The organism is Roseburia intestinalis L1-82 (assembly GCF_900537995.1).
Lineage (GTDB): Bacteria > Bacillota > Clostridia > Lachnospirales > Lachnospiraceae > Roseburia > Roseburia intestinalis.
The window spans coordinates 3,861,302-3,885,896 of sequence record NZ_LR027880.1 but is presented as its reverse complement, the minus strand read 5'-3'; the positions used below and the strand labels follow the sequence as shown (position 1 = coordinate 3,885,896).

The following is a 24,595-nucleotide window of genomic DNA, read 5'->3' as shown; positions in this document are numbered from 1 at the left end:
ATCCTTTCATAGTCATTTTGTGATTCTGTTATCCATGACAATCGAATGTCTGCATCACATATCCGATTATTTGCGTTTCCAGGTTGATGGCATTAAAAGAATCATCATCGGAAACAGTTCCAGTCTTCCGGCAAGCATGTCAAACATCAGAACAAATTTGGAAAACGGAGAAAAAATTGAAAAATTCTGTGTCGGACCGACGAGATTTAACCCGGGGCCGATATTATTTAACACCGTGACAACGGAAGTAAAATTCGTTGAAAAATCAAACTCATCCACACTGATCAGGAGCATAGAAGTCAGCAGCAGTACAAAATAAACGACCAGAAATACGTTCGCGGAACGTAAGGTTTCGTGATCGACCGGATGTCCGTCCATACGGATCTTTTTTACCTGACGCGGATGGATGATCAGTGAAAGTTCCTTACGGATCGTTTTCAGTAAGATCAGGATACGGGAAACTTTTATACCGCCGCTTGTGCTTCCAGCACAGGCACCGATAAACATTAGTGTTACCAACAGAGTTTTAGATAAAGCAGGCCAGAGATCAAAGTCTGTGGTCGCATATCCGGTCGTTGTGATAATGGAGCCAACCTGAAAAAATGCATGGCGCAGAGTCTCGCTGAACGTCGGATACAAGGACCGGACATTCCATGTGATGACAGCCACCGATCCGAAGATGATCGCGAGATACCAGCGGACTTCCTCAATTTTAAAGAGCTCTTTTATTTTGCCTGTCAGTATATAAAAATAGGCAGTATAATTGATACCGCTTAAGATCATGAAAACTGTGATCGTAATCTGGATCGCAGGGGAATAACCGGCAATACTGTCATTTCTGATGCCGAATCCACCGGTGCCGACAGTACCAAAGGTAGTCGTCAGCGAATCAAATAACGGCATGCCGAGTGCACGCAAAATCGTCGCTTCACAGATCGTGATGGCAATATAGATGCCGTAAAGGATTTTTGCGGTATCTTTCACATGCGGAACCAGCTTGCTCACGGAAGGCCCGGGGCTCTCTGCTTTCATCAGGTTCATCGTGGAGCCGCCCATCATAGGGAGGATCGCCATAATGAAAACGAACACTCCCATACCGCCGATCCAGTGGGAGAAACTGCGCCAGAACAGGCTGGCTTTTGAGATGCTCTCCACATCGGTCAGAATACTTGACCCCGTTGTAGTAAAACCGGAGATCGTCTCAAACAGTGCATCCACATAAAACGGAATATCTCCGGTCAGCACAAAAGGAATGGCACCGAAAATACTCATGATGATCCAGCTGAGTGCGACAGCTACAAAACCTTCCCTGGTGTAGAGATTTGTAGAACGTGGCTTTTTATGAGTCAGAAGAACACCGAGTATCAGACATAAAACTGCAACTGCCAGATAGGAGACAGAAGCATGTTCACGGTAGATCAGTCCGACCAGTGCTGGAAGTATCAGAAAGGCACTTTCAAATTTTAAAACACAGCCTAAAATATATAAAACGATCGAATAATTCATTGCCGCCTAGTCCTCCAGAATCTCTTTGATATCGGAAATGCGGTAACCGGATAGTACGACTAAAACAGAGTCACCGGCCATCATGATATCCTGACCACTCGGGATAATAACTTTGCCATTGCGGTAAATACAGCAGATCAGAGTATTTTTTCGGAAATGCAGATCTGCGAGTGGAATTCCTGCAACGGCGGAGTCTGCTTTGATAATAAATTCCAAAGCCTCGGCTTTACCGTTTGCAAGTTTATAGAGCGTTTCTACATTGCTGTCTTTGGAATTATAAGTGGAACGTGCATATTTTAAAATGTAATCCGACGTAATGATACGCGGATAAATAATACTTCCAAGATTCAGCTCGTTGATGACCGAATGGAAATTGATCCGGTTGATTTTTGTCACGGTCTTTGCGTTGGAGATATCATTTGCATAGAGGGAGAGAAGGATATTCTCCTCATCTAATCCGGTCAGCGCTGCAAAACCCTGCGCATGTTCAAGACCTTCCTGTAAAAGAAGATTCTGATCAGTTGCATCCCCGCAGATCACGGTGGCATGCGGCAGCAGTTCACTTAATATGTCACAGCGTTCGCGGTCTACTTCAATGATCGTCACACGGATGCCAGAAGCGAGCAGACTTTTTGCCAGATAATATGACACTTTGCCGCCACCGACGAGAATGGCGTTTCCGACACGGTTTTTCACGATGCCGATCTTGCGGAAAAAGTCGATCGCATTGCGGCGCTCGGATGCGATCGCAACCACGTCGTTTTCCTGAAATTCAAAATCACCGTTTGGAATGATGACTTTATCCCCACGGATGACGGTGCAGACCAGAACGTTGCTGTGCAATGTCTGATGCAGGTTAAACAGTTTTAAGGCGATCAGCGGAGAGCCTTTGGTTACTTTAAAATGAAGAAGCTCTACATGACCCTTGGCAAAGGTATCCACACGGATCGCAGATGGAAACTGGAAAATGCGTGCAATCTCGTTTGCAGCGGCAAGTTCCGGGTTGATGATCATTGCCAGCCCAAATTCTTTCTTTAAAAATTCTATTTCCTTATTATATATAGGATTGCGCACACGGGCGATGGTCTGGCAGTGGCCTGTCTTTCTCGCGATGACACAGCAGAGCAGATTCTTCTCATCGTCACCGGTCACGGCAATCAGAAGGTCGGCGGTTGTGATGCCGGCGTCGATTAAAGTCTGGTGGTTGATTCCGTTTCCTACGATGCCCATCGCATCGAGATTATTTGTGATGGTGGAAACCTTTTCCGGTTTCTCGTCAATGACTACGATATCGTGGTCTTCGCTGCCAAGCTGCTCTACGAGAGTATAGCCCACCTTGCCACAGCCTACGATAATAATCTTCATGATATGGTAACTCCTCTAATAATAGTCTGATTTGAATGTACTTGAGTACGCAGTGCCAGACCGGAAAATCAGAGATTTCCTGGTCTGACGGGCATCTACGTTCCACTTCGGTCCGTGCTAAACAGGTGCCACCGGCACCTAGCACCGCCCTATCAAATGAGCAAAAAACAAAAAAGTGCCTGCAAGCAGTCATTTTTTGTTTTTCACTCATTTGGCACTGCTCATTACTTACGCACATTATAGCATGTGCAAAACCAGCACATGTTCCAATTCACCGTTCGTCAATCATGCAGGCATGTTGACTCACTTGCGTTCATTATATCATATGCGCACAGAAAAGCCACAAAAAGTATAAAACATTAGCAGAATAAAAAAGGAAAGAGTGGCAGGGAAAGACGGGGGTTACATTGACAAAGAAACCCGCAAAAAAATATGAAAGAAAAATGGAAAAAATACTTGCATTTCTCAAAATTATCGTATATACTAAGCAGTGCTGTGACATTGATAGCGTAGAAGCGTGAGGTTGCTGCCGATATGGCAGGTTTTCCGTGGAGCGAATGTCAAGTTAGGAAACTGGCGACAAGTCACTGTATACGAGTAACATCTACAAAGTAGAAACAACGTGCGGGCAGACCGGAAGGCTGTCAGAAGAACTCCTAGCATTCGATGGTGCGGAGAAGTTTCTTTTTATGGGTAAAAGCTCATGATACGCACGGGAATGTGTGCAGTCACCGCTTGTCGTACCAAAGCGAGTTTATCGCTTGCAAAAGTGCGAAAAGGAGGCGACTTTTTTTATGGCAAGTCAAGTAATGAGAATCACATTAAAAGCTTATGATCACGAATTAGTAGATTCATCAGCAAAAAAAATCATCGAGACTGTAAAGAAGAACGGATCACAGGTGAGCGGACCGGTACCTCTTCCTACTAAGAAGGAAGTAGTTACTATCTTAAGAGCGACTCACAAATATAAGGATTCACGCGAGCAGTTCGAGCAGAGAACTCATAAAAGACTGATCGATATCGTAACACCAACTCAGAAAACAGTTGATGCTTTATCTCGTTTAGAGATGCCGGCTGGTGTATACATCGATATCAAAATGAAGAATAAATAATTCTTCAAACAAATTTGTTAATATCCTGAAGGGTTTTATATAGAAGCAAAGAATGTTCGGCATCAGCCTCCATTCTATGTGGTTTTCCACATCCACTTATATGGACTTTCTAGGATGAACGGTTCCGCTACCCCACATCGATGGGCATGAAGCGTTCCGCTGTAGAGTAAACAGGAGGTAAAAGAATGAAGAAAGCGATTTTAGCAACAAAAGTCGGAATGACTCAAATCTTCAACGCAGACGGCGTATTAGTGCCGGTTACTGTATTGGAAGCTGGTCCTTGCTCCGTAACACAGATCAAAACTGTGGAGAACGACGGATACAGCGCAGTTCAGGTTGCATATGCAGACAAGAAAGAAAAAGTTGTCAGCAAAGATGCAAATGGTAAGAAAGAAATCAGAAACAGACATGGCGTAAACAAAGCTCAGATGGGACACTTTGCAAAAGCTGGTGTATCCGGAAAGAGATACGTCAGAGAGTTCAAATTTGAGAACGCAGACGAGTACAAACTTGGAGATGTTATCAAAGCTGATATCTTTGCAGAGGGCGACAAAATCGACGCTACTGCAATTTCCAAAGGTAAAGGTTTCCAGGGCGCTATCAAGAGATTAGGACAGCATAGAGGTCCTATGGCTCATGGTTCTAAATTCCATCGTCATCAGGGTTCCAACGGTGCATGTTCTTCACCGAGCCGTGTATTCAAGGGAAAAGGAATGCCTGGACATATGGGAAGCGTAAAAGTTACAACACAGAATCTTGAAGTTGTAAGAGTTGACGCTGAGAACAACCTGCTCTTAGTAAAAGGTGCTGTACCAGGCGCTAAGAAATGCATGGTAACAATCAAAGAAACTGTAAAAGCAGGTAAATAGTGCTAGATAGGAAAGGAGGAAACAACAATGGCTAACGTAGCTGTTTATAATATGGAAGGCAAAGAAGTAGGAAGCCTGGAGTTAAACGATGCTGTTTTCGGAGTAGAAGTTAACGAGCATCTCGTACACATGGCAGTACTTCAGCAGCTTGCAAATAACCGTCAGGGAACTCAGAAAGCAAAAACACGTTCTGAAGTTCGCGGTGGTGGTAGAAAACCATGGAGACAGAAAGGAACCGGTCATGCAAGACAGGGTTCAACAAGAGCTCCACAGTGGACTCATGGTGGAGTTGTATTTGCTCCGGTACCAAGAGACTACTCTTTCAAATTAAACAAAAAAGAGAAGAGAGCAGCATTAAAATCTGCACTCACATCCAGAGTAAATGAGAGCAAGTTCATCGTTGTTGACGAGTTAAAACTTGACTCTATCAAAACAAAGAACTTCGTTCAGGTTCTGAACAACTTAAAAGTTGAGAAAGCATTAGTTGTATTAAACGATATGGATACAAACGTGATCAAATCTGCAAGCAATGTTCCGACTGTTAAAACTGCTCAGACAAACGAGTTAAACGTATTTGATGTATTAAAATATGATACAGTTGTTGTAACAAAAGACGCTGTTAAGACTATCGAGGAGGTGTATGCATAATGGCAAACGTACAGTATTATGATGTAATCCTCAAACCGGTTATCACCGAGAAATCCATGGCAGCTATGGCTGAGAAGAAATATACTTTCTTAGTTCATCCGGAAGCAAACAAGACCATGATTAAAGAAGCAGTTGAAAAAATGTTCGAAGGCACAAAAGTTGCCAGCGTTAATACCATGAACATGGACGGAAAAAATAAAAGACGTGGAATGGTTTACGGAAAAACTGCTAAGACAAAGAAAGCTATCGTACAGTTAACAGAAGACAGCAAAGACATCGAGATCTTCGCTGGTCTGTAAGAAAAACAACGTTCGATTGCAACCTAAGCGCAGCGATGCGCGATAACAAACATCGAAAGGAGAACAACAATGGGAATTAAGACATATAACCCATATACACCTTCCAGAAGAAATATGACTGGCTCTGATTTCTCCGAGATCACAAAAACAACTCCGGAAAAATCTCTGGTAACTTCTTTAAAGAAGAATGCTGGTCGTAACAATCAGGGTAAAATCACTGTAAGACACCATGGTGGTGGAAACAGAAGAAAATACAGAGTTATCGATTTCAAGAGAAACGGTAAAGATGGAATCCCGGCTAAAGTAGTCGGAATCGAGTACGATCCGAACAGAACAGCTAACATCGCTTTAATCTGCTACGCAGATGGTGAGAAAGCTTATATCCTTGCTCCACAGGGATTAACAGACGGAATGACTGTTATGAGTGGTGCAACAGCAGAAGTTCGTGTTGGTAACTGCTTACCGCTTGAGAATATCCCAGTCGGTACTCAGGTACACAACGTTGAGTTATATCCGGGCAAGGGCGGACAGTTAGTTCGTTCCGCTGGTATGAGCGCTCAGTTAATGGCAAAAGAAGGAAAATATGCAACACTTCGTCTTCCTTCAGGCGAGATGCGTATGGTACCTTTAAAATGCCGCGCAACCATCGGTGTTATCGGAAACGGTGACCACAACTTGGTTAACATCGGTAAAGCAGGACGTAAACGTCATATGGGCGTTCGCCCAACAGTCCGCGGTTCTGTTATGAACCCGAATGACCATCCACACGGAGGTGGTGAAGGACGTGCTCCGATCGGACGTCCAGGCCCATGTACTCCTTGGGGTAAACCTGCTCTTGGTCTTAAGACTAGAAAGAAGAATAAATCTTCTAACAAGCTGATCGTAAGACGTAGAGACGGAAAAGCCTTAAAATAAGCTGGCGCTTATTTTAAGGCTTGGAAGAAGCAAGGACGGTTTCTTCCGGTTCACAACGGTGATCCGGGGAGAGATAAGAGACGGCTTCTTCCGGTCTTTGAAAAAAATAATAAAAAATTGGAAAACCGGGAGAAGTTTTACTTGCTTCTTCCGGTAATCTCTGATATAATAAACAAGATGTTCGGAGTCCGAGGAAACACACGGCAGTGTGTAAAGGGGACTGACAAAATAGGAGGTAAATTATGGCTCGTTCATTAAAAAAAGGACCATTCGCTGATGCAAGCCTGCTGAAAAAAGTAGACGCTATGAATGCATCTGGTGACAAATCTGTTATTAAGACATGGTCACGTCGTTCTACAATCTTCCCTCAGTTCGTTGGTCATACCATCGCTGTTCATGACGGAAGAAAACATGTACCTGTATATGTAACAGAGGATATGGTTGGACATAAACTTGGTGAGTTCGTTGCAACAAGAACTTACAGAGGACATGGAAAAGACGAAAAGAAATCAGGCGTTAGATAAGATATTTGAAAGGAGGTTTCATCCATGGCTAAGGGACATAGAAGTCAGATTAAAAGAGAGAGAAATGAAGTAAAAGATACCAGACCTTCCGCTAAGTTATCTTACGCAAGAGTGTCTGTTCAGAAAGCTTGTTTCGTGTTAGATGCAATCCGTGGAAAGGATGTTCAGACAGCATTGGCTATCGTAACATACAATCCGAGATATGCTTCAAGCTTAGTAAAGAAATTATTAGAGTCAGCAATCGCAAACGCTGAGAACAACAATGGAATGAAAGCAGAAAACCTTTATGTTGCAGAGTGCTACGCAAATAAAGGACCGACAATGAAGAGAATCAGACCGAGAGCACAGGGTAGAGCTTACAGAATCGAGAAGAGAATGAGCCACATCACAATCGTGCTTGACGAGAAATAAGGAGGTCAAATATGGGACAGAAAGTTAATCCACATGGCTTAAGAGTCGGCGTTATCAAAGACTGGGACTCTAAATGGTATGCGGAAGCAGATTTTGCAGATTTCTTAGTAGAAGATTACAATATCAGAACATGTCTGAAAAAGAAATTATATGCAGCAGGTGTTTCTAAGATCGAGATCGAGAGAGCATCTGACCGTGTGAAAGTTATTATCTACACAGCTAAACCGGGTGTAGTAATCGGAAAAGGCGGAGCTGAGATCGAGAAGATCAAAGGCGAAGTTCAGAAATTCACAGATAAGAAATTAGTTGTTGATATCAAAGAAGTTAAAAGACCGGATCGTGATGCTCAGTTAGTAGCTGAGAACATTGCATTACAGTTAGAGAACCGTGTTTCTTTCCGTAGAGCAATGAAATCCTGCATGGGAAGAACCATGAAATCAGGAGCAAAGGGAATCAAAACATCCTGTTCCGGACGTCTTGGCGGTGCTGATATGGCTCGTACAGAGTTCTATTCAGAGGGAACTATTCCGCTTCAGACATTAAGAGCTGATATTGATTATGGATTCGCTGAGGCAGATACAACCTACGGTAAAGTTGGTGTTAAGGTTTGGATCTACAAAGGCGAGGTACTTCCGACAAGAGCTAATAAGGAAGGAGGAGTACAGTAATGTTAATGCCAAAGAGAGTAAAACATCGTAAACAGTTCCGTGGTTCTATGAGCGGAAAGGCAACAAGAGGTAATACGATCACTTATGGTGAGTACGGTATTATTTCAACTGAGCCATGCTGGATCAAAGCAAATCAGATCGAGGCAGCCCGTGTTGCGATGACAAGATATATCAAACGTGGTGGTAAAGTTTGGATCAAAATTTTCCCAGAGAAACCAATTACTCATAAACCTATGGGTGTTCGTATGGGTAAAGGAAAGGGTGCTCCAGAGTACTGGGTAGCCGTTGTGAAACCAGGTCGTGTATTATTTGAAATCTCCGGTGTTCCGGAAGACGTTGCGAAAGAAGCGTTACGTCTTGCTACACACAAATTACCTTGCAAATGTAAAGTAGTTTCACGTGCAGATTTAGAAGGCGGTGTATCAAATGAAAACTAGTAAATATTTAGAAGAATTAAAAGGCCAGTCTGTAACAGACTTAAATGCGCAGTTAGTAGAAGCTAAAAAAGAACTTTTCAATTTGAGATTCCAGAACGCAACGAATCAGCTGGACAACACAAGCAGAATCAAAGAAGTAAGAAAGAATATTGCAAGAATTCAGACAATCATTACTGAGAAAGAAAAAGTTGCGCAGTAGGATTCCAGAAAGGAGATTAATCGGTCGTGGAAGAAAGAAATCTTAGAAAAACACGTGTTGGTATTGTTGTAAGCGACAAGATGGATAAAACAATCACTGTTGCAATCCAGGATAACGTAAGACATCCTCTTTACAACAAGATCGTTAAGAAAACATACAAATTAAAAGCTCATGACGAGAATAACGAATGTAAGATCGGTGATAAAGTAAAAGTTATGGAGACAAGACCATTATCGAAAGATAAGAGATGGAGACTTGTAGAAATCATGGAAAGAGCAAAATAATTAAAGGAGGCTACAAGCATGGTACAACAGGAAAGTAGACTTAAGGTAGCCGATAACACAGGAGCAAGAGAGTTACTCGTTATTCGTGTTATGGGTGGATCTACTAGAAGATATGCGAATATTGGTGATGTAGTAGTTGCTACGGTCAAAGAGGCAACACCAGGCGGTGTTGTTAAAAAAGGTGATGTCGTAAAAGCTGTAGTTGTTCGTTCAGTAAAAGGCGCACGTCGTAAAGACGGTTCTTATATCAAATTTGATGAAAACGCAGCAGTTATTATTAAAGATGACAAAACTCCAAGAGGAACACGTATTTTTGGACCAGTAGCAAGAGAGCTTCGTGAGAAACAGTTCATGAAAATTGTTTCCTTAGCTCCGGAAGTATTGTAGGAGGACCAGGATATGGCAACCATGAAAATTAAAAAAGGCGATATGGTCAAAGTGATCGCTGGTAAAGATAAAGACAAAGAAGGCAAAGTTATTGCTGTAAATACAAAGAACAATACCGTTCTGGTAGAGGGTATCAACATGGTGACAAAACATGCAAAACCAAGCATGGCTAATCAGCAGGGTGGTATCATCCATCAGGAGGGACCTGTTGACATTTCAAACGTTATGTATCTTCACAAAGGAACAGCTACCCGCGTAGGTTTCAAGATGGATGGAGATAAAAAAGTACGTTTCGCAAAGAAAACAGGCGAAGTGATCGATTAATTGAAGAGAGGAGGCAAAACAGTTGAGCAGACTTAAAGAACAGTACCAGAATGAGATCGTAGATGCTATGATCAAAAAATTTGGATATAAAAATATCATGGAAGTGCCGAAGCTCGATAAGATCGTTGTAAACATGGGCGTTGGCGAAGCAAAAGAGAACGCAAAATTATTAGAAGCTGCAATCAAAGATATGGAGACAATCACAGGTCAGAAAGCAGTTCCTACAAAAGCTAAAAACGCGATTGCAAACTTCAAGATCAGAGAAGGAATGGCAATCGGTTGTAAGACAACACTGCGTGGCGAGAAGATGTACGAGTTTATGGATCGTTTAATCAACCTTGCATTACCGCGTGTACGTGACTTCAGAGGTGTTAACCCGAATGCATTTGACGGCCGTGGAAACTATGCCCTTGGTATCAAAGAGCAGTTAATCTTCCCGGAGATCGAGTATGATAAAGTTGATAAAGTTCGTGGTATGGATATCATTTTCGTTACCACAGCAAAAACAGACGAAGAAGCTCGTGAGTTATTGACATTGTTCAATATGCCGTTCGCCAAATAATAGGAGGGAATTTTAATGGCTAAAACATCTATGAAAGTAAAACAGCAGCGTAAACCAAAGTTCTCTACCAGAGCTTACACACGTTGCAAAATTTGTGGACGTCCACATTCTGTTTTAAGAAAATACGGAATCTGCAGAGTATGTTTCCGTGAATTAGCATACAAAGGCCAGATACCAGGCGTTAAGAAAGCAAGCTGGTAATCAGACGGCTGTGTCCGCTATGTGCGGCACAGTAACTTAATAAAGGAGGAAATATACATCATGACAACAAGTGATCCAATCGCAGATATGCTTACAAGAATCCGTAATGCAAATACTGCTAAACATGATACAGTTGATGTTCCGGCATCTAAAATGAAAATCGCAATCGCAGATATTCTTGTAGATGAAGGATATATCGCAAAATATGATATCGTTGAAGATGGTAACTTCAAAACAATCCGCATCACATTAAAATATGGTGCAGATAAGAATGAGAAGATCATCACAGGACTTAAGAGAATCTCAAAACCGGGTCTTCGTGTATACGCAGGCAAGGATGAGCTTCCAAGAGTACTTGGCGGTTTAGGAATCGCAATCCTTTCTACCAACCAGGGTATCGTAACTGATAAAGAGGCTAGAAAGCTTCAGGTTGGCGGCGAAGTATTAGCATTCGTATGGTAAATTTTGCCCGCCATTCGACGGACAAAATTAAAAGAATCTTCGGTTTTTTCGGAAGTATTTAAACTTCCGATTCTTCCGGGTTATCGCAACCGGGGAGAGAAGGTTCTTAAAGAATCAGGTAACTACGGCGCAAGCCGCAATTATACATTCACGATCGCAGGTCATAAGATCTATGGTCGAAAAAAATTTTAGGAGGTACGGGCATGTCACGTATAGGAAGAATGCCAATCGCAGTTCCGGCTGGTGTTACAGTGGATATTGCAGAAAATAATCATGTGACTGTAAAAGGTCCTAAGGGAACTCTGGAAAGAACCCTTCCATCTGAGATGGACATCAAATTAGAGGGTGACGAGATCATCGTTACAAGACCTAACGATTTGAAAAAAATGAAATCCTTACACGGATTAACAAGAACACTGATCAACAACATGGTTGTTGGTGTTACCAATGGATATACCAAGGAACTCGAGGTTAACGGTGTTGGTTATAGAGCTTCTAAAGCTGGTAAAGTGCTCACACTGAACTTAGGATATTCTCATCCGGTTGAGATGGAAGATCCGGAAGGACTTGAGTCCAAAGTTGATGGAAATAAAATCATTGTATCTGGTATCGATAAAGAAAAAGTTGGCCAATACGCAGCTGAAATCAGAGATAAGAGAAGACCTGAGCCTTACAAAGGAAAAGGTATCAAATATGCTGATGAAGTTATTAGACGTAAAGTTGGTAAGACTGGTAAGAAATAATTAAAGGAGTGACGAAAAATGGTTAGTAAGAAATCAAGAACAGCAGTTCGCGAAAACAAACATAGAAGAATGCGTCATCATCTTGCAGGTACAGCGATGAGACCACGTCTGGCTGTTTTCAGAAGTAATAATCATATGTACGCTCAGATTATTGACGATACAGTTGGAAATACACTTGTTTCTGCATCTACACTTGATAAGGATGTAAAAGCAGAGTTAGAGAAGACCAATAACGTCGAAGCAGCAGCTAAGCTTGGTACTGTTATTGCAAAGAAAGCTTTAGACAAGGGTATTTCAACGGTTGTCTTTGATAGAGGCGGCTTTATATATGCAGGTAAGGTAAAGGCATTAGCCGAAGCAGCAAGAGAAGCTGGTTTAGACTTTTAATAGGAGGAAACGCAAAACATGAAACGTGAAATCATTGATGCTAGTCAATTAGAATTAAACGAAAAAGTGGTATCAATTAAACGTGTAACAAAAGTTGTTAAAGGTGGACGTAACTTCCGTTTTACAGCTTTAGTTGTTGTCGGCGACGGCAATGGCCATGTTGGTGCTGGCTTAGGAAAAGCATCCGAGATTCCGGAAGCAATCCGCAAAGGAAAAGAAGATGCTATGAAAAAACTCATTACTGTAAAATTAGATGAGGTTGGCAGTGTTACACATGATGTTACCGGAAAACATACAGGTGCATCTGTATTATTAAAGAAATCTCCAGAAGGTACTGGTATCATCGCCGGTGGTCCTGCTCGTAACGTATGTGAGCTGGCTGGTATTAAAAATATCCGTACAAAATCTCTGGGATCTAACAACAAGCAGAACGTTGTTCTTGCAACAATCAATGCTTTAAGTCAGTTAAAATCCCCGGAAGAAGTTGCAAAACTTCGTGGAAAATCAGTTGAAGAGATTGTAGGTTAAGGAGGAGTTTTAAGATGGCAGATAAGAAATTAAAAGTAACACTTGTAAAATCTACAATCGGTGCTGTTCCAAAGAACAAAAAAACAATCGAAGCACTTGGACTGAATAAGTTATATAAAACTGTTGAGCTGCCGGATAATGCAGCAACAGCAGGTGCACTTCGTAAAGTAGCACCTTATGTAAAGGTAGAAGAGATCTAATAATAAGATAAGGAGGTGTCAGTAATGGACTTATCCAATTTACAGGCAGCAGCAGGTTCTGCACATAGCGATAATTTCAGAAGAGGACGTGGACACGGTTCAGGAAACGGTAAGACTGCTGGTAAGGGACACAAGGGACAGAAAGCTCGTTCCGGAGCTCCGAGACCAGGTTTTGAAGGTGGTCAGATGCCGTTATACAGAAGATTGCCAAAGAGAGGTTTCAAATGCAGAAACTCTAAGACAATCATCGGAATCAACCTTTCCGCTCTTGAGGCATTTGAGAACGATTCCGTTGTTTCAGTAGAAACATTAATCGAGGCTGGTATCGTTAAGAATCCTAGAGATGGAGTTAAGATTCTGGGTAATGGCGAACTTACTAAGAAACTCACCGTTCAGGCAAATGCATTCAGCGCAGCTGCAAAAGAAAAAATTGAGGCTCTTGGTGGAAAAGCAGAGGTGATCTAATGCTGGAAACACTCCGTAATGCATTCAAGATTAAAGATATTCGAAACAGAATTATTTTTACATTTCTCATGTTAGTTGTAATCAGGATCGGAAGCCAGCTTCCGATTCCTGGTGTTAACAATGAACTGTTTTCAAACTGGTTTGCAAGTCAGACCGCAGATGGAATGGGATTTTTTGATGCAATTACCGGTGGATCATTCTATAACATGTCAATCTTTGCATTGAACATTACACCGTATATTACTTCATCCATTATTATGCAGCTTCTCACTATCGCAATTCCAAAATTGGAAGAGATGCAGCGTGACGGAGAAGAAGGACGTAAAAAGATTGCAGAGATTACCAGATATCTTACGGTAGCTCTTGCCTTGATCGAGGCGATTGCAATGGCAATCAGCTTTAAGAGAGGTCAGATGCTGCAGAGTGATGGTATTCTTACAATTATTATGGTTATCTTCACATTAACTGCAGGATCAGCAGTATTAATGTGGATCGGTGAACGTATTACAGAAAAAGGTGTTGGAAATGGTATCTCTATCGTACTTACCATTAACATCATCTCCCGTGTTCCAAATGATATGGGTACACTGTATCAGCAGTTCATCACAGGAAAATCCATACCGAAGGGAATTCTTGCGGCAGTGATCATTATTGCAATTATTGTTGCAATGGTCGTATTTGTCGTATTCTTACAGGGCGGTGAGAGAAGAATTCCGGTTCAGTATTCCAAAAAGATTCAGGGAAGAAAACAGGTTGGCGGACAGTCAACATATATCCCATTAAAGGTTAATACCGGCGGCGTTATCCCGGTTATCTTTGCACAGTCTCTGTTGCAGACACCGGTTATCATTGCAAGTCTTCTTGGAAAAGGAAACGGAACCGGTATCGGAAGCAAGATTTTAAAAGGAATGTCCCAGTCAAACTGGTGCAATCCAAAAGAGCCGGTTTATTCCATCGGACTGGTGGTATATATCGTACTCATCATTGCTTTCGCTTACTTCTATACTTCAATTACATTCAATCCATTAGAGATTGCTAATAATATGAAGAAAGCCGGCGGATTTATTCCGGGTATCAGACCTGGTAAACCAACCAGTGATTATCTGAACCGGATGTTAAATTACATCGTATTTATAGGAGCAGTAGCACTTGCATTTATCGCATTTGTTCCAATCTTCTTCAACGGAGTGTTCGGTGCAGATGTATCGTTCGGTGGAACATCTATCATCATTATCGTAGGTGTTGTCATTGAGACATTAAAACAGATCGAATCACAGATGCGTGTTCGTTACTATAAGGGATTTTTAAATGATTAATCTGACAGCATGCTGTCAGATTGGCAAAGGAGCAACGCTGGGCTTTTTAAGTTCAGCGTTACTTTCCTATTCAGCGATATTTGTATGATGAAGGTATTTTGGACAATGGAGGTATTGCTGTGAAAAATAAGATTTTTCACACGCAAGATTAGTGCTTACGCACAAAGCTTGAGATGCGCAAAAAACAACGCAGGAAGGGAGAATTTTATGAAGATTATCATGTTAGGAGCTCCGGGAGCAGGAAAAGGAACACAGGCAAAACAGATTGCTGATAAATATCATATTCCGCATATCTCAACAGGAGATATTTTCCGTGCGAACATCAAAAACGGAACCGAACTTGGAAATAAAGCAAAACAGTATATGGATCAGGGCTTATTAGTGCCGGATGAGCTGACCTGCGATCTTGTTATGGACAGAATCAAACAGGATGACTGTGAGAATGGATTTGTACTTGATGGTTTTCCAAGGACCATTCCACAGGCAGAAGCACTTACAGCTGCACTTGAGAAGATCAATGAAAAAATGGATTATGCGATTGATGTAGATGTACCGGATGCGAACATCGTAAACCGTATGAGCGGAAGACGTGCTTGTTTAAACTGTGGTGCTACATACCACATTGTTTCCATTCCGACAAAGGTGGAGGGAATCTGCGACAGATGCGGACAGCCGGTTGTCTTAAGAGATGATGATAAACCGGAGACCGTTCAGAAGAGACTTACCGTATATCATGAGCAGACCCAGCCATTGATCGATTATTACAAAAAACAGAGTATCTTAAAAACAGTTGACGGTACGCAGCCGATGGAAAAGGTATTTGCAGATATCGTTGCGATTTTAGGCGAGTAGAGGAACCGGAGTAATGGCTGTAACAATAAAATCTTCCCAGGAAATAGAACTGATGCGCCAGGCAGGAAAAATCCTTGCAAAGGTGCATGAGGGATTAAAAAAAGAATTAAAACCCGGAATGTCGACACTTGATATTGACAGGATTGGGGAGGAAATGATTCGGAGTTTTGGATGCGAACCATCTTTTAAGAATTATCAGGGATATCCGGCATCCGTCTGTGTCTCCATCAATGAAGAAGTTGTACACGGGATTCCGCGCAAAGACAGAATCATTGAAGAGGGAGATATTGTGAGTCTTGATACCGGCGTGATTTATAAGGGGTATCAGTCAGATGCTGCAAGAACACATGGTGTAGGTGAGATTACTGAGGATGCAAGACTTCTGATCGAACGTACCAGACAGAGCTTTTTTGAAGGAATGAAATATGCGGTGGCAGGAAATCATCTGCATGATATTTCCGGTGCAATCGGTGATTATGCCGAGAGTTTTGGCTATGGTGTGGTACGGGATTTATGTGGACACGGAATCGGTACACATATGCATGAGGATCCGGAGATCCCAAATTACCGCAAATTCCGCAGGGGCATTAAGCTGAGAGCCGGAATGACATTAGCGGTGGAACCGATGATAAATTTGGGAACAGAAAGAGTCGTATGGATGGATGATGACTGGACGGTCGTCACACAGGATATGGATCTGTCGGCTCATTATGAAAATACCATCCTGATCCGGGAAGGAAAACCGGAGATATTATCACTTACGGATTCTGAGATCGCCGAAGGAATCTGGAGTAATGATCCAATTCTGTAAAGCATATAGAAAAGAACCGGAGGATATTTCAGAAATGGAATTTGCAAGATCCAAGTCGGGACACGACAAAAATCAGATTTATCTTATCAAAGAAAAAGATGAAAAATTTGTATATCTGGTAAACGGAACGACCCGTACCCTGGATATGCCAAAGAAAAAAAATGCAAAGCATATTCAGATTATCAAAAATCTACCGATAGAAGTTACGGAGATTTTGGAAGAAAACTTATCAGATCTTACAGTAAAAAGAGCAATCAAACAGTACTGCCAAATGAATGAGGGCAGACAGGAATCATAAAACAGGAGGATTTATTCAATGTCAAAAGCAGACGTAATTGAAGTAGAAGGAACCGTTGTTGAGAAACTCCCGAATGCATTTTTCAAGGTGGAGTTAGAGAATGGACATCAGATTTTAGCAACTATCAGCGGAAAACTTCGCATGAACTTTATTCGTATTTTACCGGGTGATAAAGTTACCATCGAGATGTCTCCATATGACCTGACAAAGGGAAGAATCATCTGGAGAGACAAATAAGATTTTTATGAAAGATCTTATTCAAAAAAATAGTTGACTTCTAAACAGTGTCCGTGCTATAATGCTAAACGGACACTTTTGGATAGTGCCTTTTTGTGCGTGCGCATTTTGCTGCAACAGCACAGAAAAGAGCCTTGTTAAGAAAGGAGGATTTGCTGTGAAGGTAAGATCATCAGTTAAACCTATTTGCGAAAAATGCAAAGTCATCAAGAGAAAAGGAAGCATCAGAATTATCTGTGAGAATCCGAAACACAAACAGAGACAGGGCTGATTCAGTTCTTGTCTTATTTGTGCGAATGGGGTAATATGCGCATTTTTAATGAGCTAAAACCCGCCAAATTATGTGCGGCTGCAGTGGAACGCCTGGTAGGGTTGTTCACACTGTTATCATAATCAAACAGCCGGGATAGCTGCTTTTTTATGTCTACATACCGAGGACATAGAAGGGACATATCCAAATAAGAAGAAAGACGGATGGGACACACATTTCAGGCCGCTGACAACGGAGCTGTCTCAGATGATTTCTGAAATAAAGTCACAGCGTCAGGTGATTTGAAAAATGAAACAATATAACAGGTGCAAAATGCATCGGATGAATTAATGGAGGTTAAAAAGCACATGGCTCGTATTGCAGGTGTAGATTTACCAAGAGAAAAACGCATCGAAATCGGTTTGACATACATCTACGGAATTGGTAGAACAAGCTCTAGCCGTATCCTTGCAGCAGCAAACGTAAATCCTGATACTCGTGTCAGAGATTTAACAGACGATGAAGTAAAGAGAATCAGCGCAGTAATCGATGAGACTCAGTTAGTAGAAGGTGATTTAAGAAGAGAGATCGCTTTCAACATCAAGAGACTTCAGGAGATCGGATGCTATCGTGGAATCCGTCACAGAAAAGGTCTTCCGGTTCGTGGACAGAAGACAAAGACAAACGCTAGAACACGTAAGGGTCCAAAGCGCACCGTTGCAAATAAGAAAAAATAATGCAGCATAGAGGAAGTTCTCTTTGTGTATTGTAGCAAACAAGAAGAAATCATTCGTATCAGTCGATATTTTATATTTTAGAGAAAGTAGGTTAGTTTAGATATGGCTAAAGTTACAAAAAAAGTGACAAAAAAGCGTGTAAAGAAAAACGTTGAACGCGGACAGGCACATATTCAGTCATCTTTTAACAATACAATCGTAACTATCACAGATGCTGAAGGTAATGCTTTATCATGGGCAAGTGCCGGTGGTCTTGGATTTAGAGGTTCAAAGAAATCTACTCCATATGCTGCACAGATGGCAGCTGAGACAGCTACAAAAGCAGCTTTAATCCACGGATTAAAGACCGTAGATGTTATGGTTAAAGGACCGGGTTCAGGAAGAGAAGCAGCGATCCGTGCACTTTCTGCATGTGGTCTTGAGGTTACCAGCATCAAAGACGTAACTCCAGTACCTCACAATGGATGTCGTCCACCAAAACGCAGAAGAGTTTAATTAGGAGGGAAAGACGAAGATGGCAGTAAATAAAGTTCCTGTTCTGAAAAGATGTAGATCACTTGGTTTAGAGCCAAGTTACCTTGGATATGATAAAAAATCCAACAGAGAGTTAAAGAGAGCAAATAAGAAAGTTTCCGAGTACGGACTTCAGTTAAGAGAAAAACAGAAAGCTAAATTCATCTATGGTGTTCTGGAAAAACCTTTCCACAACTACTATGAGAAAGCTGATCAGATGAAGGGCATGACTGGTACAAACTTAATGACCATGTTAGAGTCCAGATTAGATAACGTAGTATTCCGTATGGGATTCGCTAGAACAAGAAAAGAAGCAAGACAGATCGTTGACCACAAGTTCATCTTAGTAAATGGCAAACAGGTTAACATTCCTTCTTACTTAGTAAAAGCTGGCGATGTTATCGAGATCAAAGAGAAGAACAAAGGTCTTCAGAGAATGAAAGACATCGTTGAAGTTACCGGCGGAAGATTAGTTCCGGAGTGGTTAGATGTTGACGCTGAGAAATTACAGGGAACTGTAAAAGAATTACCTTCCAGAGAGCAGATCGACGTTCCTGTTGATGAGATGCTTATCGTCGAGTTATATTCTAAGTAATAGTTAAGCAAATTACCCGAGAAGGAGGGACTTTGTAGTGTTCGATTTTCAAAAACCAAAAATTGAAATCGCAGAAATTTCAGAAGACAAGAAGTACGGAAAGTTTGTTGTAGAACCTTTGGAAAGAGGCTATGGTACGACACTTGGTAATTCTTTAAGAAGAATCATGCTTTCTTCTTTACCGGGTGCTGCTGTCAGCCAGGTTAAGATCGACGGTGTTTTACATGAATTCAGTTCCATTCCTGGCGTTAAGGAAGATGTAACTGAGATTATTATGAATATCAAAAATCTTGCCATCAGAAATAACAGCTCTACAAATGAACCTAAAGTTGCTTACATTGAATTCGAGGGCGAAGGTGTAGTCACAGCAGCAGATATCCAGGTTGATTCTGATATTCAGATTTTAAATCCGGATCTGGTAATTGCCAATTTAAATGGCGGACCTGACTGCAAGCTTTACATGGAGCTTACCATTACAAACGGCAGAGGCTATGTAAGTGCAGACAAGAATAAGACAGAGGATATTCCGATCGGCGTTATTGCCATCGACTCTATCTATACACCGGTAGAAAGAGTAAATCTTTTGATTGAAAATACCCGTGTTGGTCAGATTACAGACTATGATAAGCTTACTTTGGACGTTTATACAAACGGTACCTTAGAGCCAGATGAGGCTGTCAGCTTAGCTGCTAAGGTTTTAAGCGAGCATTTAAGTCTTTTCATCGATCTTTCCGAAGCTGCTCAGCAGGCTGATGTCATGATCGAGAAAGAGGACAATGCAAAAGAAAAAGTTCTTGAGATGAATATCGATGAACTAGAGCTTTCCGTTCGTTCTTATAACTGTTTGAAGAGAGCCGGCATTAACACAGTCGAAGAACTGACAAACAGAACACCGGAAGATATGATGAAGGTTCGTAACTTAGGACGTAAATCATTAGAAGAAGTTCTCGCCAAATTAAAAGAGTTAGGACTTCAGTTAAACCAGGGAGAGGAGTAAAGCGAGCGCTTTACATTCCCCGATACAGGCAGAAACAGTAAGACCATGCGGCATGGAGTATGTCTGGTGTGCAGAGTGTATGCATTTGTTGCTCTGATATGCCTGACGAGGAAATGCGTCAGAGACAGTCAGAGGGATGAGGCAGACGAGATTCTGACACACGGATCATGAGTGGCACTTGGAATGGCACTGTGCGGTATCACAGAGTCACTCCGAAACAAGAATATGGCGTCCGGTAAGTAAGTCCAAAGCGCGTGGCCGGATGTTCCACAAAATGGAGGATATTAAAAATGGCAAAGTATCGTAAATTAAGCAGAACCTCTAGCCAGAGAAAAGCTTTATTAAGAGGTCAGGTAACAGCATTATTAAACAATGGTAAGATTGTTACCACAGAAGCAAAAGCAAAAGAGGTTCGCAAAATCGCTGAGGGAATCATTGCTTTAGCAGTAAAAGAGAAAGACAACTATGAAGAAGTTACTGTAAAAGCAAAAGTTGCCCGCAAAGATAAAGACGGTAAGAGAGTAAAAGAAGTTGTAGACGGTAAGAAAGTTACTGTATACGATGAAGTTGAGAAGACTATCAAGAAAGATAAGCCATCCCGTCTTCATGCTCGTAGAGAGATGTTAAAAGTTCTCTACACCGTAAAAGAAGTTCCGACTGAAGCTGCCGGAAGAAAGAAAAACACCAAAGAAGTTGATCTTGTTGCTAAATTATTCGATGAGATCGCTCCGAAATATGCAGACCGTAACGGTGGTTACACAAGAATCGTAAAGATTGGTCAGCGTAAAGGTGATGGCGCTTTAGAGGTATTACTTGAGTTAGTTTAATCACTATCCAAATATGAGAACGTGAAGAAAGCCAGTCCAGGCTGCAGATGATGCAGACTGGGCTGGCTTTTTGTGTGAGGTATGTGGATTTGGATATCAAATGGTGGTTTTCAGTTTTTTGAGTGGAAAATTGCACTAAGCCGAGGCTGTTTTGTGCCGTTGTATGAAAATAAGAAAATTTATTTCATACGAAGTTTCTGGTCGAAGTCTGTTCATATGTGTTGAAAGATGTTATGCTAAACATGATATATAGCTGCCGTGCTAAAATGGAGGGATTGAAAATGGCAAGACCGAAAAATAAACAGGAGTTAATAGAGGCTGCAAACACAAATTATGAGAAACTGCTTTCTATGATTGAACGGAGAACAGAAGCGGAGAAAAGTGCACCGTATGATTTTCTGGATGATGAAAAGAAAAAGGAAGCACACTGGAGACGTGATAGAAATTTAAGAGACGTACTGATGCATCTGAATGAGTGGCATCTGCTGCTTTTAGAATGGATCAAAAACCGTGAAAACGGCAGCAATAAGCCATTCCTGCTGGAAGGATATAACTGGAAAACGTATGGTGATATGAATATGGTATTCTTTCGGCGCTGTCAGAATATTTCCGAAGAAGAGGCACTCGAACGGTTTAAGGATTCACACAAAAGAGTGATGGAGGCATTAGATACGTTTTCACAGGAAGAACTTTTTACCAGGACTTATTATCCATGGGTGGGCGGAAGCTGTATTGGAAATTATTTTATCAGTAATACAAGCAGTCATTATGATTGGGCGATGAAGAAAATGAAAGCACATAAAAAGCGGGTTGGATAAGAAATGTGCCTGCATACCAATTTGAGATTTTCGCTGCCCCGTTGCAATAAATTACTTAGAGAAGGAGACCAGCTATGAAAAGTCAACCATAGATTAGTAAAAAATTTCTTTTTCATATCGGTGGTAAAAAAGGGTAACTTTAATAGAGCTCCCTTAGGGTGCTTTTTCAAAATCTATCGATATTGGTATACAGACCTCTTATTTGAGGTTAAATTCGACATTGTCGGTGAGCATCTTCCAGATGACTCTGACAAGTTTGCCGGAACAATGCCCAAGTGCATTGTAATGAGACCGGCCTTCAGCCCTCTTGGCATCATAATAAGCCTTGAAGGTTGCGTTGTTTCTGACAACGTTCCAAGCTGCATTTACAAGGGCATATCGTAATACACGAGAGCCACGTTTGGACATCCTTGTTGTCTTAGCCTGAAAGTTACCAGACTGATAAACAGAAGGATCCAGACCAGCAAAAGCAAGCAGCTTGTTTGGATTGGAGAAACGGTGAATATCACCTATTTCACCAAGAATCATTCCACCATTGATATAACCGATACCAGGAATGGTCATGATGACAGAATCGTTGAATTTCATGATATCCGTCATCTCAGCTTCAATCTTTTCTAATTGGCTATCCAGTAACTCGATTTGTTGAATGGTTTGAGTTATCTGAATAGATATAGCGCTGTCGTTAGCACCGACAGACTTCTGTGCGAGAACTCTTAATTCTTTGGCCTGTTCTTTGGTAAAGTGTCCGTGTGAGTTCACTTTGAGCAGATTTGCCAGATGAGTCATATGCATGGAAGCAATCTCTTTTGGAGAAGGTGCTTCTTTTAATAAAGCATAGACAGCGTGTTGATGCAGACCGGATTTGAAAAAGTATTGAATCTCCGGAAAGACCTGATCAACATAGGTTGTCAGTTGAATTTTCAATCGGGTACGTTGCTTTATGGTTTTCTGACGGAAACGTCCCAATGCCTTAAGATCCATCATATCGAGATCGAAGAAGCTGACGAATCTGAGGTTGTCCTGCATCATAAGAGTTTTAGCAATCACGTAAGTGCCGACCTTATCTGTCTTAGTTTTGCGAACGTTATTTTTTCGCATTTGACAGGTTTTGATGGGGTTCAACACACACACTTGGTAAAGCTCAGTAACAAGGTATCGAACAAGGTTGTCACCGTAGTGTGCCGTTGACTCAAGACCGATGATGAGGCTGTTCTTATCGAATGATTCGAGTTTAGAGACCAGCAGTTGGAAGCCATCAGCGTCATTTGTGAATTTGAACGGCTCAATGATTATTTCACCGTCGGAAGAAATCGCAGCGGCGAAATGATTAAGTTTGGCAATATCAATGCCTACGTAAATTTTCATGAGGTTGTACCTCCCTTTCCTAAAGTCTGATACCATGATGTCCACCAACGATTATCATCGTAGACTTGATAGAAATAAGTACTCTGAGTGAAAAACACTCCGGCAACATCCAGCTAATAAACAATTCAGATAAAGGTAGTGGCAATACACTCCAGTTGAGTAGTCAAGCTACAGAAAACAAATCAAAAGTCCATAGTATCTGAATTGTATTGAACCACGATATTAAAAGAAAGGAAATATGTGATAATTAACTTCCTAATTATCATACAAGATAATGAATGAAAAGTCTGCTTTTCATAATAAACCAATTATTTTCGTGGTAACTCATATAGGAAAATGGGATTTTGAGATTGTAAATGAGCAGATACAGGAACAATTTTATGTAATAGCTGCAGATTATAAAAATTTAAGCAGAGGTTTGAATGGAATTATATTAAAAGCAAATGGAATCGTTTATGTGGATGAAAGAGATAAAGCAGATAAGATGAATACAAAAGAGATAATGATTCGTTTGCTCAGGTGTGGTGCTAATATTATGATTTTTCCGGAAGGGACATGGAATCTTTCGGAAAATTCGATTGTAAATGATATTGCATACGGTGCGGTCTACAGTGCAATTGAAACAGGTGCATCCATTTGCCCAATTGCTATAGAACAATATGATAAGAGATTTGTTATTAACATGGGGAAAACTATTGAAGTAACAGGTAAAAACATAAATAAGAAAAAATTGAATTGTGAATTGCGGGATATGTTAGCAACATTAAAGTGGCAGATTTGGGAACGGGAGGGGCTGAAGAAAAGATCAGATATTTCAGATGATTATTGGAAAAATTTTATAGAACAGAGAAGAAGAGAGTGGAAGGAATATAGTCTGAGAGAGCAGATTATTAATACATATATTCCAGAAGAAAAAAGGCAATATTGGCTTACTCAGATTGAATTAAAAACTAAGAACATTCCTACATGGCTAGAGATATTAAAAAACGAGGAAGGATTGGGATGGATGACAAATGATAATTTATAAGATACTGCATCCGATTTCATTGAAAATATCAAGAAAAATACATGGAAAGACTTTACATATATTAAGTGAAATACCTATGGAGAGAGACGGAGCAATTTATATGGCGAATCATTCATGTAGATGGGATGTGCCAGTTGCGGTAGATCTTTTAAAAAGTCATACCTATGTTTTGGCAGGAAAACAAGGTACAACAAGAAGGAAAGAAGGTCAGGAATTTGGAAATTTTGACAGATCATTTATTGTTCTTGCAAAAAAAACAAACTCAGTAGTATGTCCAATTACAGTTTTATGGACAGGCTGTAAAAGAAATAAAATAGTTGTTAATTTTGGAAAGGCATTTTATGTAGAAGAGATGACAGAAGATGAGGCGATGGAAAAGTTTATGAAGATACAAAGGGAGGGATTGGAAGAAAATAAACGATACATGGAGAAAAGAGATATGAGATAGCATTG

At 41.1% G+C, this 24,595-nt stretch carries 38 protein-coding genes; 35 read left to right on the top strand and 3 right to left on the bottom strand.

Going from position 1 to position 24,595, the window contains the following annotated elements:
• Positions 1 to 66 precede the first annotated feature (66 nt).
• The gene (locus RIL182_RS18235) at positions 67 to 1,506 is read right to left on the bottom strand and encodes a TrkH family potassium uptake protein (RefSeq protein ID WP_006857870.1); all 1,440 of its coding nucleotides are present in this window, start codon (positions 1,504 to 1,506) and stop codon (positions 67 to 69) included.
• Between the two features lie 6 nt (positions 1,507 to 1,512).
• On the bottom strand, positions 1,513 to 2,871 hold the full coding sequence (gene trkA / locus RIL182_RS18230; protein WP_006857869.1) for a Trk system potassium transporter TrkA: 1,359 nt from the start codon (positions 2,869 to 2,871) through the stop codon (positions 1,513 to 1,515).
• Between the two features lie 794 nt (positions 2,872 to 3,665).
• Here trkA and rpsJ point away from each other — a divergent pair.
• From rpsJ to RIL182_RS18065, 33 genes are all read left to right on the top strand, one after another.
• On the top strand, positions 3,666 to 3,983 hold the full coding sequence (gene rpsJ / locus RIL182_RS18225; protein ID WP_015560093.1) for a 30S ribosomal protein S10: 318 nt from the start codon (positions 3,666 to 3,668) through the stop codon (positions 3,981 to 3,983).
• A 185-nt stretch (positions 3,984 to 4,168) separates the two neighbouring features.
• Complete coding sequence (gene rplC, locus RIL182_RS18220; RefSeq protein ID WP_006857868.1) at positions 4,169 to 4,852, top strand: 50S ribosomal protein L3; 684 nt, start codon at positions 4,169 to 4,171, stop codon at positions 4,850 to 4,852.
• Positions 4,853 to 4,879: 27 nt separating this feature from the next.
• Positions 4,880 to 5,500, top strand: a complete 621-nt coding sequence (gene rplD, locus RIL182_RS18215; protein ID WP_006857867.1) for a 50S ribosomal protein L4 — start codon at positions 4,880 to 4,882, stop codon at positions 5,498 to 5,500.
• Positions 5,500 to 5,799 (top strand): 50S ribosomal protein L23, encoded by a 300-nt coding sequence (gene rplW, locus RIL182_RS18210; RefSeq protein WP_006857866.1) that lies wholly within the window; start codon positions 5,500 to 5,502, stop codon positions 5,797 to 5,799. The genes rplD and rplW overlap by 1 nt, the downstream gene beginning before the upstream one ends.
• A gap of 69 nt (positions 5,800 to 5,868) precedes the next feature.
• A complete protein-coding gene (gene rplB / locus RIL182_RS18205) occupies positions 5,869 to 6,714 on the top strand; it encodes a 50S ribosomal protein L2 (protein WP_015519990.1) in 846 nt (281 codons plus the stop codon).
• 242 nt (positions 6,715 to 6,956) lie between these two features.
• Complete coding sequence (rpsS, locus tag RIL182_RS18200; RefSeq protein ID WP_006857865.1) at positions 6,957 to 7,238, top strand: 30S ribosomal protein S19; 282 nt, start codon at positions 6,957 to 6,959, stop codon at positions 7,236 to 7,238.
• A gap of 24 nt (positions 7,239 to 7,262) precedes the next feature.
• Positions 7,263 to 7,649 (top strand): 50S ribosomal protein L22, encoded by a 387-nt coding sequence (gene rplV, locus RIL182_RS18195; protein WP_006857864.1) that lies wholly within the window; start codon positions 7,263 to 7,265, stop codon positions 7,647 to 7,649.
• Between the two features lie 11 nt (positions 7,650 to 7,660).
• A complete protein-coding gene (rpsC, locus tag RIL182_RS18190) occupies positions 7,661 to 8,317 on the top strand; it encodes a 30S ribosomal protein S3 (RefSeq protein WP_006857863.1) in 657 nt (218 codons plus the stop codon).
• Positions 8,317 to 8,754: a 50S ribosomal protein L16 gene (gene rplP, locus RIL182_RS18185; RefSeq protein WP_006857862.1), complete on the top strand. Its 438-nt coding sequence runs from the start codon at positions 8,317 to 8,319 to the stop codon at positions 8,752 to 8,754. The genes rpsC and rplP overlap by 1 nt, the downstream gene beginning before the upstream one ends.
• Complete coding sequence (gene rpmC, locus RIL182_RS18180) at positions 8,744 to 8,953, top strand: 50S ribosomal protein L29 (protein WP_006857861.1); 210 nt, start codon at positions 8,744 to 8,746, stop codon at positions 8,951 to 8,953. Before rplP ends, rpmC begins: the two co-directional genes overlap by 11 nt.
• A gap of 26 nt (positions 8,954 to 8,979) precedes the next feature.
• Complete coding sequence (gene rpsQ, locus RIL182_RS18175; protein WP_006857860.1) at positions 8,980 to 9,237, top strand: 30S ribosomal protein S17; 258 nt, start codon at positions 8,980 to 8,982, stop codon at positions 9,235 to 9,237.
• A gap of 18 nt (positions 9,238 to 9,255) precedes the next feature.
• Complete coding sequence (rplN, locus tag RIL182_RS18170; RefSeq protein ID WP_006857859.1) at positions 9,256 to 9,624, top strand: 50S ribosomal protein L14; 369 nt, start codon at positions 9,256 to 9,258, stop codon at positions 9,622 to 9,624.
• Positions 9,625 to 9,636: 12 nt separating this feature from the next.
• A complete protein-coding gene (rplX, locus tag RIL182_RS18165; RefSeq protein WP_006857858.1) occupies positions 9,637 to 9,948 on the top strand; it encodes a 50S ribosomal protein L24 in 312 nt (103 codons plus the stop codon).
• Positions 9,949 to 9,970: 22 nt separating this feature from the next.
• Positions 9,971 to 10,510 carry a 50S ribosomal protein L5 gene (gene rplE / locus RIL182_RS18160; RefSeq protein WP_006857857.1) on the top strand — a complete coding sequence of 180 codons (540 nt, stop codon included), beginning with the start codon at positions 9,971 to 9,973 and terminating at the stop codon, positions 10,508 to 10,510.
• 15 nt (positions 10,511 to 10,525) lie between these two features.
• On the top strand, positions 10,526 to 10,711 hold the full coding sequence (locus RIL182_RS18155; protein ID WP_006857856.1) for a type Z 30S ribosomal protein S14: 186 nt from the start codon (positions 10,526 to 10,528) through the stop codon (positions 10,709 to 10,711).
• Positions 10,712 to 10,771: 60 nt separating this feature from the next.
• Positions 10,772 to 11,173, top strand: coding sequence for a 30S ribosomal protein S8 (gene rpsH / locus RIL182_RS18150; protein WP_006857855.1), 402 nt, complete (start codon positions 10,772 to 10,774; stop codon positions 11,171 to 11,173).
• 203 nt (positions 11,174 to 11,376) lie between these two features.
• On the top strand, positions 11,377 to 11,916 hold the full coding sequence (gene rplF, locus RIL182_RS18145) for a 50S ribosomal protein L6 (RefSeq protein WP_044999228.1): 540 nt from the start codon (positions 11,377 to 11,379) through the stop codon (positions 11,914 to 11,916).
• Positions 11,917 to 11,934: 18 nt separating this feature from the next.
• The gene (gene rplR / locus RIL182_RS18140; protein WP_006857854.1) at positions 11,935 to 12,303 is read left to right on the top strand and encodes a 50S ribosomal protein L18; all 369 of its coding nucleotides are present in this window, start codon (positions 11,935 to 11,937) and stop codon (positions 12,301 to 12,303) included.
• Positions 12,304 to 12,321: 18 nt separating this feature from the next.
• Positions 12,322 to 12,831: a 30S ribosomal protein S5 gene (gene rpsE, locus RIL182_RS18135; protein ID WP_006857853.1), complete on the top strand. Its 510-nt coding sequence runs from the start codon at positions 12,322 to 12,324 to the stop codon at positions 12,829 to 12,831.
• Between the two features lie 14 nt (positions 12,832 to 12,845).
• Entirely contained in the window at positions 12,846 to 13,031 is a 186-nt protein-coding gene (gene rpmD, locus RIL182_RS18130; protein ID WP_006857852.1) for a 50S ribosomal protein L30, read from the top strand.
• Between the two features lie 24 nt (positions 13,032 to 13,055).
• Entirely contained in the window at positions 13,056 to 13,496 is a 441-nt protein-coding gene (gene rplO / locus RIL182_RS18125; RefSeq protein WP_006857851.1) for a 50S ribosomal protein L15, read from the top strand.
• Positions 13,496 to 14,812 (top strand): preprotein translocase subunit SecY, encoded by a 1,317-nt coding sequence (gene secY / locus RIL182_RS18120; RefSeq protein WP_006857850.1) that lies wholly within the window; start codon positions 13,496 to 13,498, stop codon positions 14,810 to 14,812. Before rplO ends, secY begins: the two co-directional genes overlap by 1 nt.
• Positions 14,813 to 15,019: 207 nt before the next feature.
• The gene (locus RIL182_RS18115; RefSeq protein WP_006857849.1) at positions 15,020 to 15,664 is read left to right on the top strand and encodes an adenylate kinase; all 645 of its coding nucleotides are present in this window, start codon (positions 15,020 to 15,022) and stop codon (positions 15,662 to 15,664) included.
• Positions 15,665 to 15,677: 13 nt separating this feature from the next.
• Complete coding sequence (gene map / locus RIL182_RS18110) at positions 15,678 to 16,475, top strand: type I methionyl aminopeptidase (protein WP_006857848.1); 798 nt, start codon at positions 15,678 to 15,680, stop codon at positions 16,473 to 16,475.
• Positions 16,476 to 16,509: 34 nt separating this feature from the next.
• On the top strand, positions 16,510 to 16,773 hold the full coding sequence (locus RIL182_RS18105; protein WP_022112554.1) for a KOW domain-containing RNA-binding protein: 264 nt from the start codon (positions 16,510 to 16,512) through the stop codon (positions 16,771 to 16,773).
• Positions 16,774 to 16,791: 18 nt separating this feature from the next.
• Positions 16,792 to 17,010 (top strand): translation initiation factor IF-1, encoded by a 219-nt coding sequence (gene infA, locus RIL182_RS18100; RefSeq protein WP_006857846.1) that lies wholly within the window; start codon positions 16,792 to 16,794, stop codon positions 17,008 to 17,010.
• A gap of 157 nt (positions 17,011 to 17,167) precedes the next feature.
• A complete protein-coding gene (gene rpmJ, locus RIL182_RS18095) occupies positions 17,168 to 17,281 on the top strand; it encodes a 50S ribosomal protein L36 (protein ID WP_003022746.1) in 114 nt (37 codons plus the stop codon).
• Between the two features lie 347 nt (positions 17,282 to 17,628).
• On the top strand, positions 17,629 to 17,997 hold the full coding sequence (gene rpsM, locus RIL182_RS18090) for a 30S ribosomal protein S13 (protein ID WP_015560096.1): 369 nt from the start codon (positions 17,629 to 17,631) through the stop codon (positions 17,995 to 17,997).
• A gap of 102 nt (positions 17,998 to 18,099) precedes the next feature.
• A complete protein-coding gene (gene rpsK / locus RIL182_RS18085; protein ID WP_006857845.1) occupies positions 18,100 to 18,492 on the top strand; it encodes a 30S ribosomal protein S11 in 393 nt (130 codons plus the stop codon).
• A 19-nt stretch (positions 18,493 to 18,511) separates the two neighbouring features.
• A complete protein-coding gene (gene rpsD / locus RIL182_RS18080; RefSeq protein WP_006857844.1) occupies positions 18,512 to 19,105 on the top strand; it encodes a 30S ribosomal protein S4 in 594 nt (197 codons plus the stop codon).
• A 37-nt stretch (positions 19,106 to 19,142) separates the two neighbouring features.
• Positions 19,143 to 20,102, top strand: coding sequence for a DNA-directed RNA polymerase subunit alpha (locus tag RIL182_RS18075; protein ID WP_006857843.1), 960 nt, complete (start codon positions 19,143 to 19,145; stop codon positions 20,100 to 20,102).
• Positions 20,103 to 20,392: 290 nt separating this feature from the next.
• The gene (locus RIL182_RS22210; protein WP_006857842.1) at positions 20,393 to 20,929 is read left to right on the top strand and encodes a bL17 family ribosomal protein; all 537 of its coding nucleotides are present in this window, start codon (positions 20,393 to 20,395) and stop codon (positions 20,927 to 20,929) included.
• A gap of 281 nt (positions 20,930 to 21,210) precedes the next feature.
• Positions 21,211 to 21,747 (top strand): ClbS/DfsB family four-helix bundle protein, encoded by a 537-nt coding sequence (locus tag RIL182_RS18065; protein WP_015560097.1) that lies wholly within the window; start codon positions 21,211 to 21,213, stop codon positions 21,745 to 21,747.
• A 198-nt stretch (positions 21,748 to 21,945) separates the two neighbouring features.
• Here the strand turns inward: RIL182_RS18065 and RIL182_RS18060 are convergent, their stop codons facing one another.
• The gene (locus RIL182_RS18060) at positions 21,946 to 23,115 is read right to left on the bottom strand and encodes an IS110 family RNA-guided transposase (protein ID WP_134523436.1); all 1,170 of its coding nucleotides are present in this window, start codon (positions 23,113 to 23,115) and stop codon (positions 21,946 to 21,948) included.
• A 274-nt stretch (positions 23,116 to 23,389) separates the two neighbouring features.
• Between RIL182_RS18060 and RIL182_RS18055 the strand changes: the two genes are divergently transcribed.
• Both RIL182_RS18055 and RIL182_RS18050 read left to right on the top strand, forming a co-directional pair.
• Positions 23,390 to 24,142: a lysophospholipid acyltransferase family protein gene (locus tag RIL182_RS18055; protein ID WP_006859016.1), complete on the top strand. Its 753-nt coding sequence runs from the start codon at positions 23,390 to 23,392 to the stop codon at positions 24,140 to 24,142.
• Positions 24,129 to 24,590 (top strand): hypothetical protein, encoded by a 462-nt coding sequence (locus RIL182_RS18050; RefSeq protein WP_006859015.1) that lies wholly within the window; start codon positions 24,129 to 24,131, stop codon positions 24,588 to 24,590. The genes RIL182_RS18055 and RIL182_RS18050 overlap by 14 nt, the downstream gene beginning before the upstream one ends.
• Positions 24,591 to 24,595 lie beyond the last annotated feature (5 nt).

Coding starts and splice junctions, on each gene's coding strand:
- RIL182_RS18235 (WP_006857870.1), bottom strand. CDS start 1,506: ATGAATTATTCGATCGTTTTATATATTTTAGGCTGTGTTTTAAAATTT.
- trkA (WP_006857869.1), bottom strand. CDS start 2,871: ATGAAGATTATTATCGTAGGCTGTGGCAAGGTGGGCTATACTCTCGTA.
- rpsJ (WP_015560093.1), top strand. CDS start 3,666: ATGGCAAGTCAAGTAATGAGAATCACATTAAAAGCTTATGATCACGAA.
- rplC (WP_006857868.1), top strand. CDS start 4,169: ATGAAGAAAGCGATTTTAGCAACAAAAGTCGGAATGACTCAAATCTTC.
- rplD (WP_006857867.1), top strand. CDS start 4,880: ATGGCTAACGTAGCTGTTTATAATATGGAAGGCAAAGAAGTAGGAAGC.
- rplW (WP_006857866.1), top strand. CDS start 5,500: ATGGCAAACGTACAGTATTATGATGTAATCCTCAAACCGGTTATCACC.
- rplB (WP_015519990.1), top strand. CDS start 5,869: ATGGGAATTAAGACATATAACCCATATACACCTTCCAGAAGAAATATG.
- rpsS (WP_006857865.1), top strand. CDS start 6,957: ATGGCTCGTTCATTAAAAAAAGGACCATTCGCTGATGCAAGCCTGCTG.
- rplV (WP_006857864.1), top strand. CDS start 7,263: ATGGCTAAGGGACATAGAAGTCAGATTAAAAGAGAGAGAAATGAAGTA.
- rpsC (WP_006857863.1), top strand. CDS start 7,661: ATGGGACAGAAAGTTAATCCACATGGCTTAAGAGTCGGCGTTATCAAA.
- rplP (WP_006857862.1), top strand. CDS start 8,317: ATGTTAATGCCAAAGAGAGTAAAACATCGTAAACAGTTCCGTGGTTCT.
- rpmC (WP_006857861.1), top strand. CDS start 8,744: ATGAAAACTAGTAAATATTTAGAAGAATTAAAAGGCCAGTCTGTAACA.
- rplN (WP_006857859.1), top strand. CDS start 9,256: ATGGTACAACAGGAAAGTAGACTTAAGGTAGCCGATAACACAGGAGCA.
- rplX (WP_006857858.1), top strand. CDS start 9,637: ATGGCAACCATGAAAATTAAAAAAGGCGATATGGTCAAAGTGATCGCT.
- RIL182_RS18155 (WP_006857856.1), top strand. CDS start 10,526: ATGGCTAAAACATCTATGAAAGTAAAACAGCAGCGTAAACCAAAGTTC.
- rpsH (WP_006857855.1), top strand. CDS start 10,772: ATGACAACAAGTGATCCAATCGCAGATATGCTTACAAGAATCCGTAAT.
- rplF (WP_044999228.1), top strand. CDS start 11,377: ATGTCACGTATAGGAAGAATGCCAATCGCAGTTCCGGCTGGTGTTACA.
- rplR (WP_006857854.1), top strand. CDS start 11,935: ATGGTTAGTAAGAAATCAAGAACAGCAGTTCGCGAAAACAAACATAGA.
- rpsE (WP_006857853.1), top strand. CDS start 12,322: ATGAAACGTGAAATCATTGATGCTAGTCAATTAGAATTAAACGAAAAA.
- rpmD (WP_006857852.1), top strand. CDS start 12,846: ATGGCAGATAAGAAATTAAAAGTAACACTTGTAAAATCTACAATCGGT.
- rplO (WP_006857851.1), top strand. CDS start 13,056: ATGGACTTATCCAATTTACAGGCAGCAGCAGGTTCTGCACATAGCGAT.
- secY (WP_006857850.1), top strand. CDS start 13,496: ATGCTGGAAACACTCCGTAATGCATTCAAGATTAAAGATATTCGAAAC.
- RIL182_RS18115 (WP_006857849.1), top strand. CDS start 15,020: ATGAAGATTATCATGTTAGGAGCTCCGGGAGCAGGAAAAGGAACACAG.
- map (WP_006857848.1), top strand. CDS start 15,678: ATGGCTGTAACAATAAAATCTTCCCAGGAAATAGAACTGATGCGCCAG.
- RIL182_RS18105 (WP_022112554.1), top strand. CDS start 16,510: ATGGAATTTGCAAGATCCAAGTCGGGACACGACAAAAATCAGATTTAT.
- infA (WP_006857846.1), top strand. CDS start 16,792: ATGTCAAAAGCAGACGTAATTGAAGTAGAAGGAACCGTTGTTGAGAAA.
- rpsM (WP_015560096.1), top strand. CDS start 17,629: ATGGCTCGTATTGCAGGTGTAGATTTACCAAGAGAAAAACGCATCGAA.
- rpsK (WP_006857845.1), top strand. CDS start 18,100: ATGGCTAAAGTTACAAAAAAAGTGACAAAAAAGCGTGTAAAGAAAAAC.
- rpsD (WP_006857844.1), top strand. CDS start 18,512: ATGGCAGTAAATAAAGTTCCTGTTCTGAAAAGATGTAGATCACTTGGT.
- RIL182_RS22210 (WP_006857842.1), top strand. CDS start 20,393: ATGGCAAAGTATCGTAAATTAAGCAGAACCTCTAGCCAGAGAAAAGCT.
- RIL182_RS18065 (WP_015560097.1), top strand. CDS start 21,211: ATGGCAAGACCGAAAAATAAACAGGAGTTAATAGAGGCTGCAAACACA.
- RIL182_RS18060 (WP_134523436.1), bottom strand. CDS start 23,115: ATGAAAATTTACGTAGGCATTGATATTGCCAAACTTAATCATTTCGCC.
- RIL182_RS18055 (WP_006859016.1), top strand. CDS start 23,390: ATGAATGAAAAGTCTGCTTTTCATAATAAACCAATTATTTTCGTGGTA.
- RIL182_RS18050 (WP_006859015.1), top strand. CDS start 24,129: ATGATAATTTATAAGATACTGCATCCGATTTCATTGAAAATATCAAGA.